19 protein-coding genes are annotated in these 20,484 nt (G+C 60.4%); 11 read left to right on the forward strand and 8 right to left on the reverse strand.

Annotated features, from left to right (window positions below; genetic code table 11):
- Window positions 1-54 precede the first annotated feature (54 nt).
- Window positions 55-1,626: an ABC transporter substrate-binding protein gene (locus ACP15S_RS01240; RefSeq protein ID WP_425037696.1), complete on the reverse strand. Its 1,572-nt coding sequence runs from the start codon at window positions 1,624-1,626 to the stop codon at window positions 55-57.
- Window positions 1,627-1,853: 227 nt separating this feature from the next.
- Between ACP15S_RS01240 and ACP15S_RS01245 the strand changes: the two genes are divergently transcribed.
- The 3 genes from ACP15S_RS01245 (at window position 1,854) to ACP15S_RS01255 (ending at window position 5,139) form a co-directional block, all read left to right on the forward strand.
- Entirely contained in the window at window positions 1,854-3,491 is a 1,638-nt protein-coding gene (locus tag ACP15S_RS01245) for an amidohydrolase (RefSeq protein WP_425037697.1), read from the forward strand.
- 5 nt (window positions 3,492-3,496) lie between these two features.
- Entirely contained in the window at window positions 3,497-4,405 is a 909-nt protein-coding gene (locus tag ACP15S_RS01250) for a CobW family GTP-binding protein (RefSeq protein ID WP_425037699.1), read from the forward strand.
- A 137-nt stretch (window positions 4,406-4,542) separates the two neighbouring features.
- Window positions 4,543-5,139, forward strand: a complete 597-nt coding sequence (locus tag ACP15S_RS01255; protein WP_425037701.1) for a VPLPA-CTERM sorting domain-containing protein — start codon at window positions 4,543-4,545, stop codon at window positions 5,137-5,139.
- A 191-nt stretch (window positions 5,140-5,330) separates the two neighbouring features.
- On the opposite strand, the gene ACP15S_RS01260 is transcribed toward ACP15S_RS01255, so the two are convergent.
- Together ACP15S_RS01260 and ACP15S_RS01265 are read right to left on the reverse strand one after the other, a co-directional pair.
- Window positions 5,331-8,096 carry a [protein-PII] uridylyltransferase gene (locus ACP15S_RS01260; RefSeq protein ID WP_425039626.1) on the reverse strand — a complete coding sequence of 922 codons (2,766 nt, stop codon included), beginning with the start codon at window positions 8,094-8,096 and terminating at the stop codon, window positions 5,331-5,333.
- On the reverse strand, window positions 8,086-9,285 hold the full coding sequence (locus ACP15S_RS01265; RefSeq protein WP_425037702.1) for a penicillin-binding protein activator: 1,200 nt from the start codon (window positions 9,283-9,285) through the stop codon (window positions 8,086-8,088). The genes ACP15S_RS01260 and ACP15S_RS01265 overlap by 11 nt, the downstream gene beginning before the upstream one ends.
- A gap of 109 nt (window positions 9,286-9,394) precedes the next feature.
- Here ACP15S_RS01265 and rsmI point away from each other — a divergent pair, with 109 nt between their 5' ends.
- From rsmI to gshB, 3 genes are all read left to right on the forward strand, one after another.
- Window positions 9,395-10,231 carry a 16S rRNA (cytidine(1402)-2'-O)-methyltransferase gene (gene rsmI / locus ACP15S_RS01270; protein ID WP_425037704.1) on the forward strand — a complete coding sequence of 279 codons (837 nt, stop codon included), beginning with the start codon at window positions 9,395-9,397 and terminating at the stop codon, window positions 10,229-10,231.
- Window positions 10,232-10,324: 93 nt separating this feature from the next.
- Entirely contained in the window at window positions 10,325-10,633 is a 309-nt protein-coding gene (locus ACP15S_RS01275; protein ID WP_425037706.1) for a YraN family protein, read from the forward strand.
- 55 nt (window positions 10,634-10,688) lie between these two features.
- Window positions 10,689-11,624 carry a glutathione synthase gene (gene gshB, locus ACP15S_RS01280; RefSeq protein ID WP_425037707.1) on the forward strand — a complete coding sequence of 312 codons (936 nt, stop codon included), beginning with the start codon at window positions 10,689-10,691 and terminating at the stop codon, window positions 11,622-11,624.
- An 88-nt stretch (window positions 11,625-11,712) separates the two neighbouring features.
- On the opposite strand, the gene ACP15S_RS01285 is transcribed toward gshB, so the two are convergent.
- Together ACP15S_RS01285 and ACP15S_RS01290 are read right to left on the reverse strand one after the other, a co-directional pair.
- Window positions 11,713-13,215 (reverse strand): YifB family Mg chelatase-like AAA ATPase, encoded by a 1,503-nt coding sequence (locus ACP15S_RS01285; RefSeq protein WP_425037709.1) that lies wholly within the window; start codon window positions 13,213-13,215, stop codon window positions 11,713-11,715.
- Between the two features lie 82 nt (window positions 13,216-13,297).
- On the reverse strand, window positions 13,298-14,185 hold the full coding sequence (locus ACP15S_RS01290) for a glutathione S-transferase (RefSeq protein ID WP_425037711.1): 888 nt from the start codon (window positions 14,183-14,185) through the stop codon (window positions 13,298-13,300).
- 197 nt (window positions 14,186-14,382) lie between these two features.
- Between ACP15S_RS01290 and ACP15S_RS01295 the strand changes: the two genes are divergently transcribed.
- Both ACP15S_RS01295 and ACP15S_RS01300 read left to right on the forward strand, forming a co-directional pair.
- Window positions 14,383-15,261 (forward strand): RNA polymerase factor sigma-32, encoded by an 879-nt coding sequence (locus tag ACP15S_RS01295; protein ID WP_425037712.1) that lies wholly within the window; start codon window positions 14,383-14,385, stop codon window positions 15,259-15,261.
- A complete protein-coding gene (locus ACP15S_RS01300) occupies window positions 15,258-16,019 on the forward strand; it encodes a ChaN family lipoprotein (RefSeq protein ID WP_425037714.1) in 762 nt (253 codons plus the stop codon). Before ACP15S_RS01295 ends, ACP15S_RS01300 begins: the two co-directional genes overlap by 4 nt.
- A gap of 9 nt (window positions 16,020-16,028) precedes the next feature.
- On the opposite strand, the gene ACP15S_RS01305 is transcribed toward ACP15S_RS01300, so the two are convergent.
- A complete protein-coding gene (locus ACP15S_RS01305) occupies window positions 16,029-16,502 on the reverse strand; it encodes a DM13 domain-containing protein (RefSeq protein ID WP_425037715.1) in 474 nt (157 codons plus the stop codon).
- 127 nt (window positions 16,503-16,629) lie between these two features.
- Between ACP15S_RS01305 and coaBC the strand changes: the two genes are divergently transcribed.
- The 3 genes from coaBC to ACP15S_RS01320 are packed head-to-tail and all read left to right on the forward strand — an operon-like array spanning window position 16,630 to window position 19,379.
- Window positions 16,630-17,829: a bifunctional phosphopantothenoylcysteine decarboxylase/phosphopantothenate--cysteine ligase CoaBC gene (coaBC, locus tag ACP15S_RS01310; protein WP_425039627.1), complete on the forward strand. Its 1,200-nt coding sequence runs from the start codon at window positions 16,630-16,632 to the stop codon at window positions 17,827-17,829.
- Window positions 17,830-17,871: 42 nt separating this feature from the next.
- Window positions 17,872-18,324 carry a dUTP diphosphatase gene (dut, locus tag ACP15S_RS01315; RefSeq protein ID WP_425037717.1) on the forward strand — a complete coding sequence of 151 codons (453 nt, stop codon included), beginning with the start codon at window positions 17,872-17,874 and terminating at the stop codon, window positions 18,322-18,324.
- Window positions 18,324-19,379, forward strand: a complete 1,056-nt coding sequence (locus tag ACP15S_RS01320; protein WP_425037719.1) for a HesA/MoeB/ThiF family protein — start codon at window positions 18,324-18,326, stop codon at window positions 19,377-19,379. Before dut ends, ACP15S_RS01320 begins: the two co-directional genes overlap by 1 nt.
- 6 nt (window positions 19,380-19,385) lie before the next feature.
- Here ACP15S_RS01320 and ACP15S_RS01325 read toward each other — a convergent pair whose 3' ends face one another.
- Window positions 19,386-19,886, reverse strand: coding sequence for a YbjN domain-containing protein (locus ACP15S_RS01325; RefSeq protein WP_425037721.1), 501 nt, complete (start codon window positions 19,884-19,886; stop codon window positions 19,386-19,388).
- A gap of 273 nt (window positions 19,887-20,159) precedes the next feature.
- Window positions 20,160-20,402 (reverse strand): accessory factor UbiK family protein, encoded by a 243-nt coding sequence (locus ACP15S_RS01330; RefSeq protein WP_425037723.1) that lies wholly within the window; start codon window positions 20,400-20,402, stop codon window positions 20,160-20,162.
- Window positions 20,403-20,484 lie beyond the last annotated feature (82 nt).

The raw sequence follows: 20,484 nt of genomic DNA on the forward strand, positions 1-20,484 counted from the left end.
CGAAAAAGGGAAACAGCGCCCGGACCCACAAGAAGCCTGGGCGCTTTGGTGCGTTTACTTCAGGTAGACGCGGTCCAGCGGGGTAGACGTCCCCCAGACACTCACAGGCGCATTGCCCACCGAGGTGGAGGACACTGTGTGGTAGGGCGAGGCCCAGATCGGGTAGAGCGGCAGCTCTTCGGCGAGGATCTGCTGGAACTCGGCATAAAGCGCCTTGCGCTTGGCCGGATCGTTCGTCGCGCCCGCCATGGCCATCAGCTCATCCACACGGTCGTTGGAATATTGCTGCGTGTTGGACCAGATGACGCCTTCCTTGATGTTGTCGGAGCTATAGGTCCGGTGCACACCAATGACCGGGTCACCCCAGTTGAAGACGTTGTCCATGGTCATGTCGAAATCCCATGTGGAGATGCGCTTGGCCCAGGTCGGGAAATCCGCCGAGGAGCGCACGGTCACATCGATGCCGATCTTCTTGAGCTGCGGCTTCATGTATTCGGCATAGGCCTTCATCGCGGGCCAGCCGTAGTCCACCGTGAGGCCAAAGCGGATGCCGTCTGATCCCGCAGGATATCCCGCCTCATCAAGCAGGTCATTGGCCTTGTCGAGATCGAGGTCATAGGAGGGCACGCTGGCATCATAGAAAGGGCTGCCGGGGTGAATGCCTGTGAGCGCGTCGGGCGCTGTGCCGAGGTTGAGCGCTTTGTTAATAAACTCCCGGTCCACCGCATAGGCAATTGCCTGACGGACCTTCGGGTCCGAGACCTTGTCAGCCTTGGTGTTGAAGGCCAGCCAGTTCACCGGACCAATGGCCGCGTAGCCCTCGCCGTTGACGACAAGCCCGTCGTTCTTCTTGAGGCGCACGATGTTGCGCGGGTTTTGCTCAAAGCCCGACATCGTCAGCTCGCCGCTCTCCAGCGCGATGGTCCGCGTGCTCTCGTCGGGCATGATGCGCATCACGATCCGGTCGAGATAGGGCAAGCCTTCGATGAAGTAATCGTCAAACCGCTCGAGGATCACATGCTCGCCGCGCTTGAACTCCACGAGCTTGAAGGGGCCCGAGCCCACGACATTCTCGGAATTGGCGGGATGCGCTTTGGGATCCTGCCCGTCGCCGTAGATGTGCTTGGGAATGATCGAGAGGAGCTGCGAGGACATCGCGAGCAAAAGAGCCGGATGCGGCTGCGAAAGCTTGATGATGGCCGTGTTCGGGTCCGGCGTCTCAACGCTCTCAACAGGCGCAAACATGGATTTGAACGGGTGGTTGGCTTTCACCGTGTCGATGGAGAACGCCACGTCTTCCGAGGTGATCGGCGTGCCGTCATGGAAGACCGCGCCGTCAACCAGATCGATGGTCACGCTGAGCCCATCCTCAGACACCTCCCAGGCTTCGGCCAGATAGGGCTGCGGCTCCCAACCCTCGTCATAGCGCAGGAGCGAGGCGAAGAGCTGTGTGCCGGGCTGGCCGGTGGCCGTGCCCGATTGGACAGCAGGGTTGAGGTGACGCGGGGTCTGTTGCAGCGCCATGGTCAGCGTGCCGCCGCGCTTGGGCTCGTCGGCCGCGGCGGATGTGGCCACCAGAGCGGCCATGGCCGTGGCGGACAACAGGTGTCGGAATGTCTGTTTCAAGGTGAGGTCTCCCGGTTGGTTCGATGATCTCTGTATGCCTCGTGGGCCGGATCCTGACGGTATTGGGCCTGATATTTTCGCGTGTTGCAAGAAAGTTTACGCAAGGGCATCGCGCAAACGGCGCGAGATCAGACGAAAGTTGTAAGCGCTGAAAATCATTTGTGCAGCCGCGAAACTTCTCTACCCTTGCTGCCAACAAGAACCATTCGGGTGAGGGAGCCTTTGTCGTGATCACCATCTATCAAGCCCGCAAAATCATCACCATGAACCCCGCGCGCCCCGTTGTGAGCCATGTGGCGGTGCGCGATGGAAAGGTCGTGGGCGCGGGCCCTTTGGAGGAGCTACAACGCTGGGGGGAGCACAAGCTCAACACGGATTTCGCCGACAAGGTCATCATGCCGGGGCTAGTGGAGGGCCATGCCCACACGATGGAGGGTACGCTCTGGCGTTTTACCTATTGCGGGTATTTCGACCGGGTGGATCCCAACGGCAAGACCTGGAGCGGTCTCAAAAATATCGGTTCTGTGCTGGAGCGGCTCAAGGAGGCCGAGGCCAAGCTCGAAGACCCCGACGCGCCGCTGCCCGGTTGGCAACTGGACCCGATCTATTTCGACAATGCCCGCGTGAGCCGGGAAGATCTCGACCGCGTCTCGACCACACGGCCCGTGGGTGTCCTGCATGCCTCGGGCCATATCATGAACGTGAACACCAAAGCGTTGGAGCTCGCGGGGCTTCTCAAGCCCGGTGTCAATCATCCCGGTGTGCCGCTGGGCGCCGATGGCCTGCCCACGGGCGAGCTCAAGGGGCCTGATATCATGACGCCCGTGGGCGCTCATGTAGGGTTTGACCGCGACATGCTGGCCTGTGATGAGCGCGGCTTGCGGGACTTCGGCAAGCTCTGCGTGCGCGCGGGTGTGACAACCGTGACCGATCTGGCCGCGCGGATGTCCGATGATGTGGCCGATATGATGCTGCGCGTCACGTCCGAGCCGCGCTTTCCCGCGCGCGTCATGGCGCTGCGCTTTTTTCAGGGGCTGACGGCGGAAGATCTCATTGCCCATGCCATGCAATTGCGCGAGCGCAGCACAGACCGGATGCGGCTGGGCGCGATCAAAGTCATCGCCGATGGCTCGATTCAGGGTTTCTCTGCACGGCTGCGCGAACCGGGCTATTTCAACGGCGCGCCCAATGGGCTGTGGTACATCGCGCCGGAGCATATGCGGAAGATCTACGATCTGGCGTTGGAAAACGGGCTGCTCGTGCACACCCATACCAATGGCGATCAGGCGACGCAGTTGGCCATCGAGACATTGGAGGCCGCCCTTGATGCGCGCCCCACCCATGATCACCGCTTCACGTTGCAGCATTGTCAGCTCGCCGATGCCGCGCAATTCCGGCAGATGGCCAAGCTTGGCATGTGTGTGAACCTCTTTGCCAATCACCACTTCTATTGGGGCGACGAGCATTACAATATCACCGTGGGGCCGGAACGAGCCGAACGGATGAACGCCTGCCGCACGGCGCTGGACCATGGCATTCCCATGGGCATCCATTCCGACGCGCCGATCACGCCGCTGGGCCCGCTCTTCACCGCGTGGTGCGCGGTCAACCGCATCACCGCCTCGGGCCGGGTGCAGGGCGAGCATGAGCGCATCACCGTGGATGAAGCGCTTTATGCGATCACGCTAGGGGCAGCCTATACGCTCAAGCTCGATGGGGAGTTGGGCTCGATTGAACCGGGTAAACACGCCGATTTCGCCATCCTTGAGGATGATCCGACGGAGGTTGGCATGGACGGGCTCAAGGACGTGCGCGTCTGGGGCACGGTGCAGGGTGGGCGCGTGTTTGACGCCGCCAAGGTCTGACGCCGATGATCCCCGTCACGGTGATTGGTGGCTATCTTGGCGCGGGCAAGACGACGCTGGTGAACCACGCGCTGCGCCATGCAGACGGCAAGCGGCTTGCGGTGCTGGTCAATGAGTTCGGCGCGCTGCCCATCGATGAGGATCTGATCGAGGCGCAAGACGATAATGTGATTGCCATCGCGGGCGGTTGCGTCTGTTGCAGCTATGGCAATGACCTTATTCAAGCGATGATGGATCTCGCCAAGCTGGACCCTGCGCCGGATCATGTTCTGCTGGAGGCCAGCGGCGTGGCGCTGCCTGGTGCGATTGCTTCAGCCGTCACGCTCCTGGAGGGCTACAAGCTCGACGGGATCGTCGTTCTGACCGATGCCGAGACGATCCGCAAACAGGCCAGCGATCCCTATATTGGCGACACGATCGAGCGGCAACTCAGCGATGCGGATCTTGTCCTTCTGAACAAAGCGGATCTCGTCTCAGAGGACGCGCTTCAGGAGGTAACCAAGTGGCTCGAAGACAAAACGCCCCAAGCTGCCGTGATCGCTGCCGCCCATGCGTCGGTGCCCACAGCCGTGCTTTTGCAGGAGTTTGAAACCTCTCTGCCCGCCGCATCACATGGGCCCGCCGGCCATGCCGATGGTCTGTTTGACAGCGAGATCATCGCGCGGGAGGGGACCTTTGATGCGCAAAGGCTGGCGGATCTCCTGGTGTCACCTGCGCTGCGTCTTGTGCGCGCGAAAGGCACCGTGCAAACGCCCGAGGGGCGCGTGACCTTGCAGCTTGTTGGGCGCCGCGCCGCGCTCAGTAAGGCCCGCCATCATGGCGCACCCGGTGTGGTTGTGATCGCCGCGCGAGGGCATTTGCCACGTGAAGCGTTGGAGCGCATCCAAGCGCAGGCGCGCGTCCCGCATCCCTGAAAAGCCAATGTTTGATCCGATGTGGTTCGATTTTACCACCCACGGCGAATTGCCTCAGTTTCGGCAAAATGGTAAAATGTTGGTTAAGGCGTGGAATTTTCGCCTGTTAACAAGGATGTTTTAAAGGGGAATTACCAATGACATTCAAAACACTCTTGGCCTCTGCTGTGGTCTCAATTGCCATGGCAGCCAGCGCCTCCGCCGCGACGCTGACCGCGACGTTTGACGATACACCTCTGCGCGGGTCATCCACGGCCGCCCCGAACGACATTGTGAGCCTGAGCATCTCGGACAAAGTCGGTGGTGGCGTATCGCTCACATTCGAAGGCTTGCTGAGCTCAGAGGGCGGCGGGTCGTTCTACGTTCAGGGCTTTGACGCCGCGCAGTTCACGGGCCCAACAAACATCTTTGACCCAACTTCGGCAAACGCATACAGCGAAGAGATTTCGCCTGATGGTGTTGTTTTCACCACAGATGGGCTGTCGGTGTTTCTCGGTGATAGCCTGACATTCATGTCTGTCGCAACTTCGCTGACCACGGCGGACTTTAGCGGTGTTACCGTCGGGTTCATCTCCACGACCGATATCGCACCCAACTCGCTGCAATCGCTCTACCGTGGCGAAATGTCGACTGTAACGACAGCCCCGGTTCCATTGCCTGCCGGTTTGCCACTCATGCTGTTGGGCCTCGGTGCTCTGGGTATCGCGCGCCAGCGGATCAAACACGCCGCTTGATCTCTTGGTCCGAGCCTCACGAAAGCCGCCCCAAGGGCGGCTTTTTTTATCGTGCGCTTGCATTACTCCCGCGCAAAGCGGTTTGCCGAGGCGAAGAATTTGAATGTGTCGGTGCGCAGCCCGTCATGAGCTGTTGCGGCGCGCGATGGCGATCAAAGGCCCTGCGTGAAAGATGCCGTAGTTTCGTGCGATCACTCGCGTGCCCGCTCGACCCCTTCGGTGATGGCTGTCCGCAGCTTGGCCTCCAGCGCCTTTTGTTTGCGCGCATCGTGCAGTTTCAGGCCGAACATGTCTTTGACATAAAACGTATCGACGACCTGCTCCCCATAGGTCGCGATCAGGGCTGAGGCGATGTTGACGTTTGAATTGGCCAGGGTGCGCGTGAGATCATAGAGAAGGCCAGGCCTGTCACGGGTGTCCACCTCGATGATCGTGTAGATCTCGGAGCCCTCATTGTCGAAGGTGATGGTCGTGGGCACGCGGAACGCCCGCTCGCGCTTCTTGATCTTGTCGCGGGATTTGATGGCTTCACTGGCGATAACTTCCCCGGCAAGCGTGCGCCGGATCATTTTCTGCAGGCGCGGAATGCGGGCCTCTTCATAGGGCGCGCCGTCATGATCCTGAATCCAGAATGCGGCAGTGGCGAAGCCGTCTTTCGAGGTGAAGGTCCGCGCATCGACGACATTGGCACCAACCAGCGCAAGAGCGCCCGCGAGGCGGTTGAAAATGCCCGGATGGTCCGACAATGCAAAGCAGACCCGTGTGGCATCGCGGTCGTCGTCATGGTGGATATCGATGCGAATCTCATCGTCGGAGATATCACGCAGGAGATGCGCGAATATCTCATGGGCCGTCACGTGCAGGCCTTGCCAATACGGATCGTAGTGGCGCGCCGTTTCGGTTCGGATCGCTTTGCCATCCCAATCGGACAAACGCTCCCGCAGCAGCTTCTTGGCCTCTGCGCCGCGATTTTCACGGTTGAGGTCTTCCAGCCCGTTTTCCAATGCGCGTCGCGTCTGCCGATAAAGCGCGCGAATGAGAACCGCTTTCCAGTTGTTCCACGTCGAGGGACCCACGCCGCGGATGTCACACACGGTCAGCACGGTAAGCAGATTGAGCCGGTCAACCGTTTGCACCGCCTTGGCAAAATCGCGCACCGTGCGCGGGTCTGCGATATCGCGTTTCTGAGCCATATCAGACATCAGCAGGTGATAGCGCACCAACCACTCCACCGTGGCGCTGTCGCGCGCGTTCAGGCCCAGCCGCGGGGCGACTTTTCGTGCGATTTTGGCGCCCAGGATCGAGTGATCCTCTTCGCGGCCCTTGCCGATGTCATGCAGGAGCATTGCCACATAGAGGACCTTGCGATCGACGCCTGTCTCGATGATCTCCGTGGACACGGGCAGGTCTTCGCCCAACTCTCCGCGCTCGATTTCCGCCAGTTCGTGGATGACCTGAATGGTATGCTCATCGACCGTGTAGTGGTGATACATATTGAATTGCATCATCGCGACGATGTGTTCGAATTCCGGGATAAAAGCGCCCAGAACGCCGAGCTCGTTCATCCGCCGCAAGGCGCGCTCAGGATCGCCGTGTTTCAACATCAAACCGAGAAACAGCTTTTGCGCGGCGGGGTCGTTGCGGAAAGTGTCGTCAATCAAGGAAAGGTTGGCTTTGACAAGCCGCATCGCATCGGGATGCAGAAGCAAGCCCGTGCGCAAAGCCTCTTCGAAAAGCCGAAGCAGGTTGAGTTTGTCATCGAGAAAAGCCGCGTCATCCTGAATGGCGAGGCGGTTGTTAACCACATGATAGCCCGCTTTCACCCGTGGCTTGCGCGTAAACAGACGCTCCAGAAGAGGCAATTCCTTGGCATTGCTGGCTTCCAGCGAGGTCAGCAGGATCCGGGTCAGATCGCCCACCGATGTGGCATGGCGGAAGTAATCCTGCATGAAGTGTTCGACCGCCCGGCGCCCACCATGATCCGAATACCCCATATTCTCGGCCACCATCACCTGCATATCGAAGGTCAGCTGTTCGAGTGGACGTTTGGCAATCAGGTGCAACTGGCAACGCACGGACCACAAAAAGGCCTCAGCGGCTTCAAAGGTCCGGAATTCCTCGGCGGTGAAGACTTTGAGTTTGACAAGATCTGCCGTGCTGTCGGTGTGGTGCACGTATTTGGCAATCCAGTAGAGCGATTGCAGATCGCGCAGCCCGCCTTTGCCTTCCTTGACATTGGGCTCCACCATATAGCGCTGGCCGCCTTGTTTGCTGTGACGGGCTTCGCGCTCGTCGAGTTTGGCGTCAATGAACTCCGCTTCTGTGCCTTTGAACAGCTCCGCCCACAGCCGCGTGTCGAGCTCTTCTGCGAGCTCCGCGTCGCCTGCCAGCGCGCGGTGTTCGAGCATGGCGGTGCGGATGGTGAAGTCCTCGCGCCCCAACCGGAGGCAATCCCGGATCGTCCGCGAGGAATGCCCAACTTTCAGCTTCAGATCCCATAGGATGTAGAGCATCGACTCGATGACGCTCTCGGCCCAGGGCGTGATCTTGTGGGGCGTCAGAAACAGCAGGTCGACATCAGATTGCGGGGCCATTTCGCCGCGCCCGTACCCGCCAACGGCCAATAGCGCCATGCGCTCGCCCGCTGTGGGTGTGTGGTTTTGGTGCAGAAACTGCGTTGCAATCGTCCAGGTGCACAGGACAAGGCTATCGGTCAGGTGGGTATAGGCGCGCGTGGCTTCACGCGCGGCCAGAGGGTTCTCCATCAAAGCCGCCGCGATAGCGGCGCGCCCGTCGTTGCGCGCGCGCAAGAGCCGCTCCTTGACCGCGCGTCTGAGCTCCTGATCATCCGGCACCGCATTGGCCAGATCGGAAATCTCGGCCGTTATGGCATCGGCATCAAAGATCGCACGGGCGGCATGAAAGGACGGGTGAAACGCGTCCGGCTCAGAAACCAGGTCCGGAGAAGCTGCGGGGGGCTTGTTCAAGGATCACCACCTGTTGGTCTCGAATGGTTGCGACCGCGAGGCCACGTTCGTTTGTCCCATCAGGACGGAACCGGAATACGCCGCCAACGCCCTGAAATCCAGCCGATTGCATGAGGCCGGAGCGTGTCAGCGCGTTTTGGTCCCCGCGGGCGATCAAAGCGCCAATCGCGGCGATGCCGTCAAAACCAAGGCCTGCGAGCGGATGCGGGCTGGACCCATAGGCTTGCTGATAGCGGGCGCGGAAATTGCCAATCATGTTTTGGTCCGGCATCGCAAAGAGCGAGTTTTCCATGCCTTTGAGCAAAAAGGCGTCCCGGCGAACGTCAAAGCGTGCGAGGCCCGCGAAAGTCGTATTGGCGGGAGATATGCCCTGTGCGGGCAGTTGATCGAGGATGAGAGGCAGACCGCCCTCGTAATCATCGGTGATCATGACGGTCGAGGTGCCCGCGCTTTGGATCGCAGCAGTTGCCTGCGCCATGGCAGAAGACAGGCTTTCTTGCGAGAAGTCATAGCCAAACGCGCCATCCACGCGCACGCCGTTTTGCGCGGAGGCGGCCTGGACGGCAACGCGACCAAGCTGACCGGATGCGCCATTGTTGTGCAGGATCACAACCGAGTCCCGATCGGTGCGCTGCATGTAATTGGCCAGCCTGTTGGCCGTGTTGCGGAAGGTCGGGCCGAGAATGAAGACGTTGCCGCCTGCGATGGTGGCGTTGTTGGAGAAGGCCACCACATTCACATTGTCATCCGCGACGGCTACGCCCGCGGCATTGGCTGCCTCACCAAAGAGCGGGCCCAGGATGATTTTTGCGCCATCGTTGACGGCTTGCTGTGCGAGTAGCGCTGCGCGACCGGCGTCCCCGGCGGTGTCATAGACACGCAGATCAATCTGGACGCCATCAAGATCCGCAATCGCCAGACGCGCGGCATTCTCAAGGCTGCGCGCCACGGATGCCGCACCGGAATCCGATTTTGGGATCAAAAGCGCAACAGGCACGGGGCGCGACGTATCAATGGTTTGTCCGGAGTTCCCGCCTCCGCCGACACTCACGGGACCGAGCGAAATGGGTTCACATGCAGCCAGGGCAATCAGGCTCAACCCTGCAAGCGCCCGTTTGAGAAGGCCGCGCTTGGACGACGCCTTTGATTGAAGACCCATAACCTGAACTCCCTGTTACCTCGCCCATGCGGCAAGTCTCTCTTGATTGTGCGCGATAATACGGTCACGCAGGGTTTGGTCCAGAGGGAAAGATGGGGAAAGGTGGCGCATGAGCGGCAGATTGACTTTTGTGGCAGTGCCCATCGGCAATGCACGTGACATCACGCTGCGCGCCATGGACGTGCTGCGCGATGCGGATGTGCTGGCCGCCGAGGACACCCGCGCGCTGCGCCGGTTGATGGAAATACATGGCATTGCACTGAATGGCCGTCGCATTCAGGCCTACCACGAGCACAACGGTGACAAGGCGCGCCCCGCTTTGCTTGAGGCCTTGGCGCGGGGGCAATTCGTGGCCTATGCCAGCGAAGCGGGAACACCGCTCATTTCCGACCCGGGCTTTGATCTGTCGCGCGCAGCGGTTGAGGCTGGTGCGCAGGTCGATGCAGCGCCGGGCGCAAGTGCCGTGCTGACGGCACTGACGGTGGCAGGCCTGCCGACAGACCGGTTCCTCTTTGCCGGGTTTTTGCCTTCTGCCGCGGGTGCGCGCCGGGCCATGTTGCAAGAGCTGGCCCAGGTGCCCGCAACTCTGGTCTTCTATGAATCCCCACACCGGATCGCCGCCTCGCTCGCCCAGATGAGCGAGGTTCTCGGCCCCAACCGCGCGAGCGCGCTTTGCCGGGAGCTGACCAAGAAATTCGAAGACGTGCGGCGCGGCAGTCTCGAAGACCTTGTTCAATCCGTGCAGGCCCATCCGCCGAAAGGCGAGATTGTTGTGGTCGTTGACCGCGCGCATTCGGAAGTTGTTGACGATTTGGACATAGAAACAACGCTCAGGGATGCGTTGCAACGTGTGTCGGTCCGCGATGCCGCCGAAGAAGTTGCGGGTATTTTTGGCTTGAAGAAGCGCGATGTGTATCAACTGGCGTTGAAGTTGATGAAGGATTGAATGATGTTGCCACGCGCCCGAGACAGAGAATACGGAGCCCTCGCGCGCCGATCCCAGCGCAACTTTCTCTCAGGCTCTAGTGCCGAGCACATCGTGCGCAGACATTGTGAAGCGCGCGGAATGATCTGTCTCGCGGAACGCTGGCGTTCGCCTGCGGGGGAAATCGATCTCATTTTGCGCGACGGTGCCGAATATGTGTTCCTCGAGGTCAAGGCCAGCAGAACCTTTGATGCGGCGCTGGAGCGGATCACTGCGCGGCAAGTGGCCCGTGTGCATCGCGCGGCAGCGATCTTTCTCGAAACGCGCCCGGAAGGGCCATTTGCCGAGGCCCGATACGACGCCGGACTGGTGGATGCACAAGGGCGTGTTCAGGTGATGGAACACGCACTCGTGGCCTATTGAGATTGCGCTTGGCGCCTGCAGGCCTCATGTAGCCTTCCAAGAAGGAGTGCAAAACATGCAGACTGCGTTTCAGATGGACCCGATCATGGGCGTCGACATCAATGCCGACAGCAGCTTCAGGCTCGCCGAGGAAGCACAGGCGCGCGGACACGCGCTGTTTTACTATAGCCCTGACAAGCTCGCCTATCGCGAAGGGCGCGTCATCGCGCGTGGTCAGGACATGACCATCCAGAGGGTGCCGGGCACGCCAGCCATTCTTGGCGCGCCGCGTGATGTTGATCTGGCGGATTTCGATGTCATCTGGTTGCGTCAGGACCCGCCCTTCGACATGCACTACATCACGACGACGCATCTTCTGGATCGGCTGCGCGACGATGTTTTGATCGTCAACGATCCCTTTTGGGTGCGCAACTACCCCGAAAAGCTGCTTGTGCTGGATTTTCCTGACCTGACCCCGCCCACGATGATCGCGCGCGATCTGGACATGCTGAAAGCGTTTCGCGAGACCCATGGGGATGTGATCCTCAAGCCGCTCTATGGCAATGGCGGCGCTGGTGTTTTCAAACTGACAGGTGATGATCGCAATCTGACCTCGCTGCATGAGCTTTTCACCAATGTGAGCCGTGAGCCGTTGATCATGCAGAAATTCCTGCCCGCGGTTTCCGCCGGAGACAAGCGGGTCATTCTCGTGGATGGGCAACCCGTCGGCGCCATTAATCGCGTGCCAGCGCCCGGTGAAACACGTTCCAACCTGCACGTCGGTGGACGCGCCGAAAAAGTCGCACTCACGAAACGGGATCACGAGATTTGCGAGGCCATCGGTCCGCTTCTGCGCGAGAAGGGGCAGGTGTTTGTCGGCATTGATGTGATCGGGGATTACCTCACCGAGATCAACGTCACGTCTCCGACAGGTATTCAGGAGCTGGAGCGGTTCGATCAGACCAACATCGCCGGACAGATCTGGGACGCGATTGAGGCAAAACGCGGCTGAGACTCGTGGCTGGGCACATCATCAATAGCAAGAAGCTACATGTACCGTCACAGAGTGCAGGGCAAATCGCTCTGCTGAACCGCTCTCGTCAGGCCGTCAGCCTGTAGGCCAGAGCCTCGGCCACATGCGGTTTGCGGACTTGCGGCTCTCCTGCGAGATCTGCAATCGTGCGCGCCACGCGCAACACCCGGTGATAGCCGCGCGCGGACAATCCGAACCTGTCTGCGGCTTTCAGAAGAATGTCCCGCCCTTCCGGATCCGGTGTGGCGATGTCATCGAGCAACTGGCCCTCGGCATCTGCATTCGTGCGTATGACACTGGAGCCTTGATACCGTGCCAATTGGATGTCGCGCGCACGTGCGACGCGCGCCGCCACGGCAGCTGATCCTTCGGCAGGGTCGGGCAACTCAAGATCCGATACGTGCACCGGGGGCACATCTACGCGTAAGTCAAACCGGTCCATCAGCGGCCCCGAGACGCGGCCAAGATATTCCTCGCCACAGACCGGTGCTTTGGAGCAGGCCCGGGCCGGATCGCTCAGATGCCCGCACCGACAGGGGTTCGCCGCTGCAACCAGCATGAAGCGGCACGGATAACTGACATGGGCATTGGCCCGCGATACCATGACTTCCCCGGTCTCAATCGGTTGTCTGAGCGTTTCGAGCACGGTGCGCGCAAACTCGGGCAGTTCGTCCAAAAACAGGACACCATTGTGCGCCAGGCTGATCTCACCGGGTTTAGCGCCCCGACCCCCGCCAACAATCGCAGCCATGGAAGCCGTGTGATGCGGCGTGCGGAAGGGCCGCGTGCGCGATATGCCGCCCTCATCCAGGAGCCCCGCCAATGAATGGATCATCGACGTCTCCAAGGCCTCCGTTGGGCTCAGTTCAGGCAGAATGCCCGGCAATCTGGAGGCCAGCATGGATTTGCCCGCGCCGGGCGTGCCGACGTAAATCAAATGGTGGCGGCCAGCGGCTGCGATCTCCAGCGCGCGTTTGGCACGTTCTTGACCTTTGACGTCAGCCAGATCCTTGTTGACGAAATTGGCCATGACCTCGCCGGGTTCAGAGGGCGGCAGCGGGGATTGTCCAGTGAAATGCCGAACCACGTCCGCCAATGTGGCCGCCCCGATGACCTGTGTGCCGCCGACCCAGGCGGCTTCGCGCCCGGAGGCTTGCGGGCACAAAAGCGCACGATTGTCCTCTGCCGCGGCCATCGCAGCGGGCAAAGCCCCGATGACAGGCATGAGCGCGCCATCAAGAGACAATTCCCCCAGCGCGACTGTGTCTGACACGGCGTCCTCCGGGATGATCCCCAACGCGGCCAACAGCCCCATGGCGATGGGCAAATCGAAGTGAGACCCTTCTTTGGGCAAATCCGCCGGGGAGAGGTTTACGGTGATCTTCTTGGAAGGCAGCGCAATCGACATCGCTGCAAGTGCGGTCCGGACCCGGTCTCGCGCTTCGGATACGGCCTTGTCGGGCAGCCCCACAATCGAGAAGGACGGCAATCCGGGCGTGACGGCGCACTGAACCTCGACCTGTCTGGCCGACACCCCTTCAAAGGCCACCGTATATGCGCGCGCAACCATTCCACCTCCTCGCCCAATCACGATTCATCAAGGTTAACGCTCTGCGCAAAGCGTTTAGAAATCGTTAAACATCGGAAGGCGTTTACGCGGAGGCGGTCAAATCAGTGACCATGTCGATGAACTGGGGCCAGACTTCGGGATCGGCTACGGTTTTGTCTCGGCAAAAGGCATTACAGAAGCCCCAAACGTCTCCATCCATTTCGAGGAAATGCGTGACCGGTTTGCCCGAGTACGGACAATGCGCGTTCCGGGCTGGCCCATGCTCAGTCGCCTTCGCCGGTCGAGGCGGCGGCCCCGGCCAGTCTCGTGTGTCAAGGTCCTGAGCATACCAGGGGAGCGTTTCACCATGCACAAGCCCCATGGCGCGCCACCGGCGGAACGCAGGGTCTTCCAGATGGCGTCCCACATAATCCATCGAGCGCGGCGCCACTGGCAGGGAGAAGCCCGCGACGCGCGCAGCAACAGGCGCAAAGAAGGCATCCGCCGCGCTGTAGGCTCCGCAGAGCCAGGGTCCGCTGGAGGCATCAAGCGCCTCGGCCCAAATCGTGTCGAGGCGTGCCAGATCCCGGGCAAGTTCTTCATCCACGGGCACATCGACATAGCTCTTCCGCACATTCATCGGGCAAACACTGCGCAAGCGCGAAAATCCGCTGTGCATTTCCCCTGCCAGCGACCTTGCCCGGGCGCGCTGGACGGGGTCGCGAGGCCAGATGCTCGCGTCGGGATAGCGTGTCGCAAGCTCTTCTGCGATTGAGAGAGAGTCCGACGCGATGGCACCATCTGCGAAACTGACTGTGGGAACCGTGCGTGCGGGATAGGCCAGAGCCGTGATTTGATCACCGACCGTTTCATCGGCGGAGAAGGGGATCATCACTTGGCTCCGCGCGATGCCAAAGGCCTCGAAGAGCAACCAGCCGCGCAGCGACCAACTCGAATAGGCATAATCGCCAATATACAATGTGTTTTCCATGCCATGAGCCTAGGCGCATGCTTAGCGCAAGAAAAATTCAATTTAGTGATGTGTCGTATCATTTTGTGTCTAGACGGTTTTTTCTCGACGTAGACGTTTTTTGCTCTAGCGAGTGATCCGATCTCGAGGCCTGGGCGTAAACAAATTGTAAGCACCAGGAACGGTGCACATAACAACACGCAACGGGAGCTGCATCTATGGCTTTGGACACAACTCGCGATATGTCCCTGTCACGCACCGCAATGAAAGCGGAATTATTGGACGCGGAAACGGAGCTCCGACTGGCCTATGCTTGGCGAGATGAGCGTGATGAGGCGGCACTCCACCGCTTGATCACGGCCTATATGCGCCTCGCCATTTCAATGGCTGCCAAGTTCAAGCGCTACGGCGCGCCAATGAACGACCTCATTCAGGAAGCGGGCCTCGGCCTTATGAAAGCGGCCGATAAGTTCGACCCCGATCGCGGCGTGCGCTTCTCAACTTACGCTGTTTGGTGGATCAAAGCCTCCATTCAGGACTACGTCATGCGCAACTGGTCGATGGTGCGCACAGGCAGCACGTCCTCCCAGAAATCTCTGTTTTTCAACATGCGCCGGGTTCAGGCGCGTCTGGAGCGCGAAGCGGCAGCGGTTGGTGAGACTTTGGATAAACACCAGATGCGCCGCATGATTGCGACGGAGATCGGCGTTCCGCTGCATGACGTCGAGATGATGGAGGGCCGTCTATCCGGCTCGGATTATTCGCTGAACGCGACGCAATCCGTCGAAGACGAAGGGCGCGAGTGGATCGATACGCTCGAAGATGAAGGCGCGCAGGCGGCTGAAACGGTTGAGCACGATCTCGACAACGACCAGTTGCGCCAATGGTTGCTGGTTGCCCTGCACTCGCTGAATGAGCGTGAGCGGTTCATCGTGACCGAGCGCAAGCTCAAGGATCAGGCACGGACCCTTGAAAGCCTCGGCCAAGAGCTGGGGCTGTCCAAAGAGCGGGTGCGCCAGCTGGAGGCCGCAGCCTTTCAGAAGATGCGCAAGTCGCTTGAAGGTCAGAGCCGTGAGGTGCATTCGTTCCTCGCATGAAACACCTTCTGACTATCCTCCTGTTCGTCAGCCCGTTGCCACTGGCAGCGGGCTTTTTGACATCTGATGTTGTTGTGCTTGGTGAGATTCACGACAATCCACATCATCACGCCCGTCAGGCGGAATTGATTGCGGAGATCGCACCAACGGCCGTCGTCTTTGAGATGTTGCGGCCCGAGGAAGCCGAATTGATCGATGACACGCCGCGCGTTGAGGAAAACATGCGGGTTCAGGCCGGCGAGGCAGAGTGGTCCAATATGCTGGACTATCTGGATGTGCTTCTTGCAAGCCCGAAAATCATTGGCGCAGCGCTCCCGCGTGAGGATGTGCGCCGGGCCTTCAGCGAAAGTGCTGCGGCTGTGTTTGGGCCGGATGCGCAGGCTTATGGTCTGGCCGATGCCGTGGCCCCTGACCAATTGGAGATCCGCAAGGAGCTTCAGTTCATGTCGCATTGTGAGGCGATGCCATTGGAGATGATGGGCGGCATGGTTGAGGCGCAGCGTCTCCGGGACGCGGCTTTCGCCCGCACTGTGCTGGAGGCTCTGAATGAATTCGGCGCGCCTGTGGTCTTGATCACAGGCAATGGTCATGCGCGCACCGACTGGGGCGTGCCTGCCTTTCTCGAAGCGGCGCGGCCGGAGGTGAGCGTACATGCTCTGGGCCAGGGGGAGACGGGCGCGAGCCTGAGTGCGCCCTTTGATGCCGTCGAAGTCTGGCCCACCATCGAGCGGCCCGACCCCTGCGAAGCGTTCAAGTAAACCTGAGCTTCACGGCGCGTATTGCGCGGCGGTGATGAATTCTCCGAAGCTTTCGCACCAGACGACAACGGTGGTGTATTGCGTAACATCGATCCCGGCGGGGATATCGAGCAAGAAGCCTGCAAAGGTTTTGACATCGCCGACAAGCGCTGCGCTGTCCTTGATCGGATTGAATTCGTCCTCGTGTTCCACGAATTCCTTGGTGAGGTAGACTTTGTAATCCGGCCCGGGTGCAAGAGCGCCTTCGTGGATGATCTGTGTCTCAGTAAGGCTGATCGTGCCTTCCCCCCAATGCAGGAAATCACTGCCGCGCAGATCGCGCGTCAGCTCGGCTGAAAACATCGCGCTTTGGGCCTGCGCTTCAAGCATGTCGGCATCGGGGCTGTCAGGCGCGGTCAGGATTGGCAGCAGGTAGACGCCAAGTGCAAAACCAATGGCCAGAGCGACCCCGTGAGACGTAACAAAAAGGATCAGTCGCCGCATATGCCTATCTCCTGCCTATCGCGCCGAGTGTGGCGCGGTGCGCGCGCAAGGTCAAACGTGAGGCCCATGGACAAGGCCGGACACGCGACCTAATCTGTTGGGCACCGATCATATGGGGACGAGCCAAGTGCTTTCAGGCAAACGCATTCTTCTCATTCTGGGGGGCGGGATTGCCGCCTTCAAATGCCTTGATCTGATCCGGCGCCTGCGCGAACGCGGCGCGGATGTGACCCCTGTCATGACGCGGGCGGCGGAGCAGTTCGTCACGCCGTTGTCTGTCTCGGCGCTGGCGGGTGAAGAGGTGCATCGGGATTTGTTCGATCTCACCAAGGAAGCGGAAATGGGGCATATTCAACTGTCTCGCAGCGCGGATCTGGTCGTCGTTGCACCGGCAACTGCGGATCTCCTGGCAAAGATGGCAAATGGGCTCGCCGGTGATCTGGCATCCACCTTGCTCATGGCGACCGATACGCCTGTGATGGCGGTGCCTGCGATGAATGTGCGGATGTTCCTGCACCCGTCGACGCAAAGAAATGTCGCGCAGCTCAAGGCCGATGGGATCGAGATGGTGGGCCCGGTCGAAGGGGATATGGCCTGCGGCGAATATGGCCCCGGCCGCATGGTTGAGGTACCTGACATTTTGGCGGCCATTGAGAACCATTTCGGGCCCAAGCCCCTGAGCGGAAAGCGCATTCTTGTGACGTCCGGGCCAACGCACGAGCCGATCGATCCCGTGCGCTACATTGCCAACCGCTCCTCTGGTGCCCAGGGAACCGCGCTGGGGGAGGCGTTGCGCAACCTCGGCGCAGATGTCGTGTTTGTCACGGGGCCCGCAGATGTTGCGCCGCCCAGCGGAGTGTCGGTGGTGCAGGTACAAACGGCGCAGCAAATGCTGGAGGCGGTGCAGGCTTCCTTGCCCTGCGATGCAGCCGTCTTTGCCGCAGCGGTTGCCGATTGGCGGGTTCTGACGCAATCCCACAGCAAGATCAAAAAGCAAAACGGGGCTTTGCCTGTTCTGGAATTCGCGGAAAACCCGGACATCCTCGCAACGATCTCCCACATGAGCGAAGGCCGTCCCGGGCTGGTCGTTGGCTTTGCCGCTGAAACAGATGATGTGCTGGCCCATGCGCAGGCCAAGCGCGCCCGCAAGGGGTGCGACTGGATTGTGGCCAACGATGTCAGCCCGGAGACGGGCATTATGGGCGGCCATGAAAACGCTGTGAGCCTGTTGAGCGACGCAGGTGTCGAGGATTGGCCCCGGATGGACAAGGCGGATGTAGCCCAGCGGCTTGCAGAGCGGATCGCCACAGCGCTTGCAGCGACCTGAGTGCGCATCCAGCGGGATATGTGAAACCAGATTGGGAACTCAATGCGGGTTGATGTGACGTGGGATGACGGGGCAGATAAGGATATTCCATTGCCCCAATATGAAACGGCTGGAGCTGCCGGAGCGGATGTGCGCGCCAATTTTCCGGATCGCAAAGCGTACTTGCTCACTTCTGGTGCGCGTCTCTTGGTGCCCACCGGGTTGCGGATCGCGGTGCCAGAGGGGTTTGAGATCCAGCTGAGGCCACGCTCCGGGCTGGCGCTCAAACATGGGATCACATTGCCCAACAGCCCGGGCACAATTGACAGCGATTATCGCGGGCCACTGGGCGTGATCGTTCTAAATGCGGGACAGGATGACTTTATCATAGAGCATGGGATGAGGATCGCGCAGATGGTTTTGGTACCGGTAATTCAGGCCCGGTTTCATATGGTGGACGCGCTGGAAGCCACTTCGCGGGGCGCGGGCGGCTTTGGCTCGACAGGTGTGTCCTGATGCTGGTTGTCTTGGCGATGGCGGCAGCGCTTTGGGGCATCGGCGCTGCGATGGGCATGCCGCGCGCGGCGCGGTTGCCCATGATCGGCCTGCTTCTTGTGGCCGTTGTTGGCCTGCAGGTGATTTTGCCGGATGGGCATCCTTTGCGCGAAGCCACTGGCGGAAGCGCTGAGATTTGGCTCTTTCTAGCGGGCGCTTTTGGCGTCGTTCTGGCCTATCGCCTCGTATGGCGTCGGCTGAAAGGCGCCGCGGAGGCCAAAGAGGCCGCTGATGCGCCTGCAAAGGTGCCGGGGCAGTTCTCCGAGACCGAGTTGGAGCGCTACGCCCGCCACATTGTCCTGCGTGAGATCGGCGGGCCGGGTCAGCAGCGCTTGGCCAAGGGCCGGGTTCTGGTGATTGGAGCAGGGGGCCTTGGTGCGCCAGCGTTGCAATACTTGGCGGCTGCCGGTGTTGGCACCATCGGGATCATTGATGACGATGTCGTCGAAAACGCCAATCTCCAGCGTCAAGTCATCCACCTAGATGCACGGATCGGCATGCCCAAGGTCTTTTCCGCGCAGGCCGCACTTGAGGCGCAAAACCCTCACATCACCATCAAGCCCTATCATCGACGCCTCAGCGAGGACATCGCGCAGGACCTTTTCGACGATTATGATCTGGTGCTGGACGGTACGGACAATTTCGAGACGCGATATCTGGCCAACCGCACTGCTGTCGGGGCGGGTATTCCTTTGATCTCAGGCGCGCTCAGCCAGTGGGAAGGCCAGGTGTCTGTCTTTGACCCGAGCCGCGGCGCGCCGTGCTACGAGTGCGTTTTTGACACACCGCCCCAGCCCGGTATCGCGCCGTCCTGTGCGGAAGCAGGTGTGTTGGGGCCTCTGCCGGGCGTCGTTGGCGCCATGATGGCCGTCGAGACCATCAAACTGCTGACGGACGCTGGGGCCCCCTTGCGGGGTGAGATGCTGATCTATGATGCGCTGTGGTCCGAAACCCGTAAAATTGCCATCGCACCGCGCGCCGGGTGTCCGACATGCGGCGGAAGGCAGGTCAGCTAGGGCGCTTCAAGCGCGCCCGTAGGCCTCGGCCATGGCAACCTGCATTGCGTCGCGTGGGGCTTGATCGCCCCAGACCACAAGCTGAAACGCAGGATAGTACCGCTCGGCGGACATGACGGCCGCTGAAATCATCGTGTCGATCTGATCGGGTGAGGCGTGTTGGCCGCCGGCGAGGACCAGACCGTATCGATAGACCATCAGCTTATGGCTGCCCCACCAGGTAAACGCGCCCGCCCAGCACTGGTCATTCACATGGTTCAGCGTATCGAGCAGCTCCGGCATCTTGTGCTCGGGCGGCTCCATCTCGAACGTGCAGATTAGGCGCAGTGTTTCATCATAGCCGGACCAGGCCAGCGTGATCGAATAGGTTCGCCATTGCCCTTCAACGGCCATGGCGATTTGATCATCGTGGATCCTGTCAAAATCCCAATCGTGATGTTCTGCGATATGCTCGACGATATCGATGGGATGCACATCCTCATCGAAAAAGGCCTCGGATTCAGCCATTTGCGCCACCTCATTTGTTATGTAGCGCTTGGGAAATGGCAGCGCCCAAGCGCTAGGTGCCTGCTCTAGGGACTGTGTTTGCCTGTGTCCCTACACCTATATGGTGGGGCCTGAGAGGGGGGCGTGTAAAGGGGAAGTTTGTGGACAAGTCGGGAAAATACCCCTGCTGAGGGCAGTTTTCTGTGGATGTTAATGAAGAATGAACAAAAATGGCCGCCAAGCCCGTTCCCACACCGCATGAAGGCGCGCGGGATGCATGGGCGAAGAAGCGGTCTATTTCTTGGCTTCGAGCGCGTCCAGACGGGCTTTCAGGGCCTCGTTTTCTTCGCGGGCTTTCTGCGCCATCGCGCGCACGGCGTCGAATTCTTCGCGCGTGACGAAGTCTCGGTCGGCCAGCCAGCGATCCATCATCGAGCTCATGGCTGTCTCGGCTTCCTGACGGGCCCCCTGCGCCACGCCCATGGCGTTGGTGAACAATTGGGACATGTCGTCAAAGATTTTGTTGCGCGTTTGCATGGGGCGAAGCTCCCTGTTTCACTTTGTCTCTATATGGGGCGCTTGGCGGGCAAGCACAAGGTTGACCTCTGTCGCAGGGGAG

This window comes from Primorskyibacter sp. S187A, from assembly GCF_049800955.1.
In the GTDB taxonomy this organism is placed as follows: Bacteria; Pseudomonadota; Alphaproteobacteria; order Rhodobacterales; family Rhodobacteraceae; genus JAKVBH01.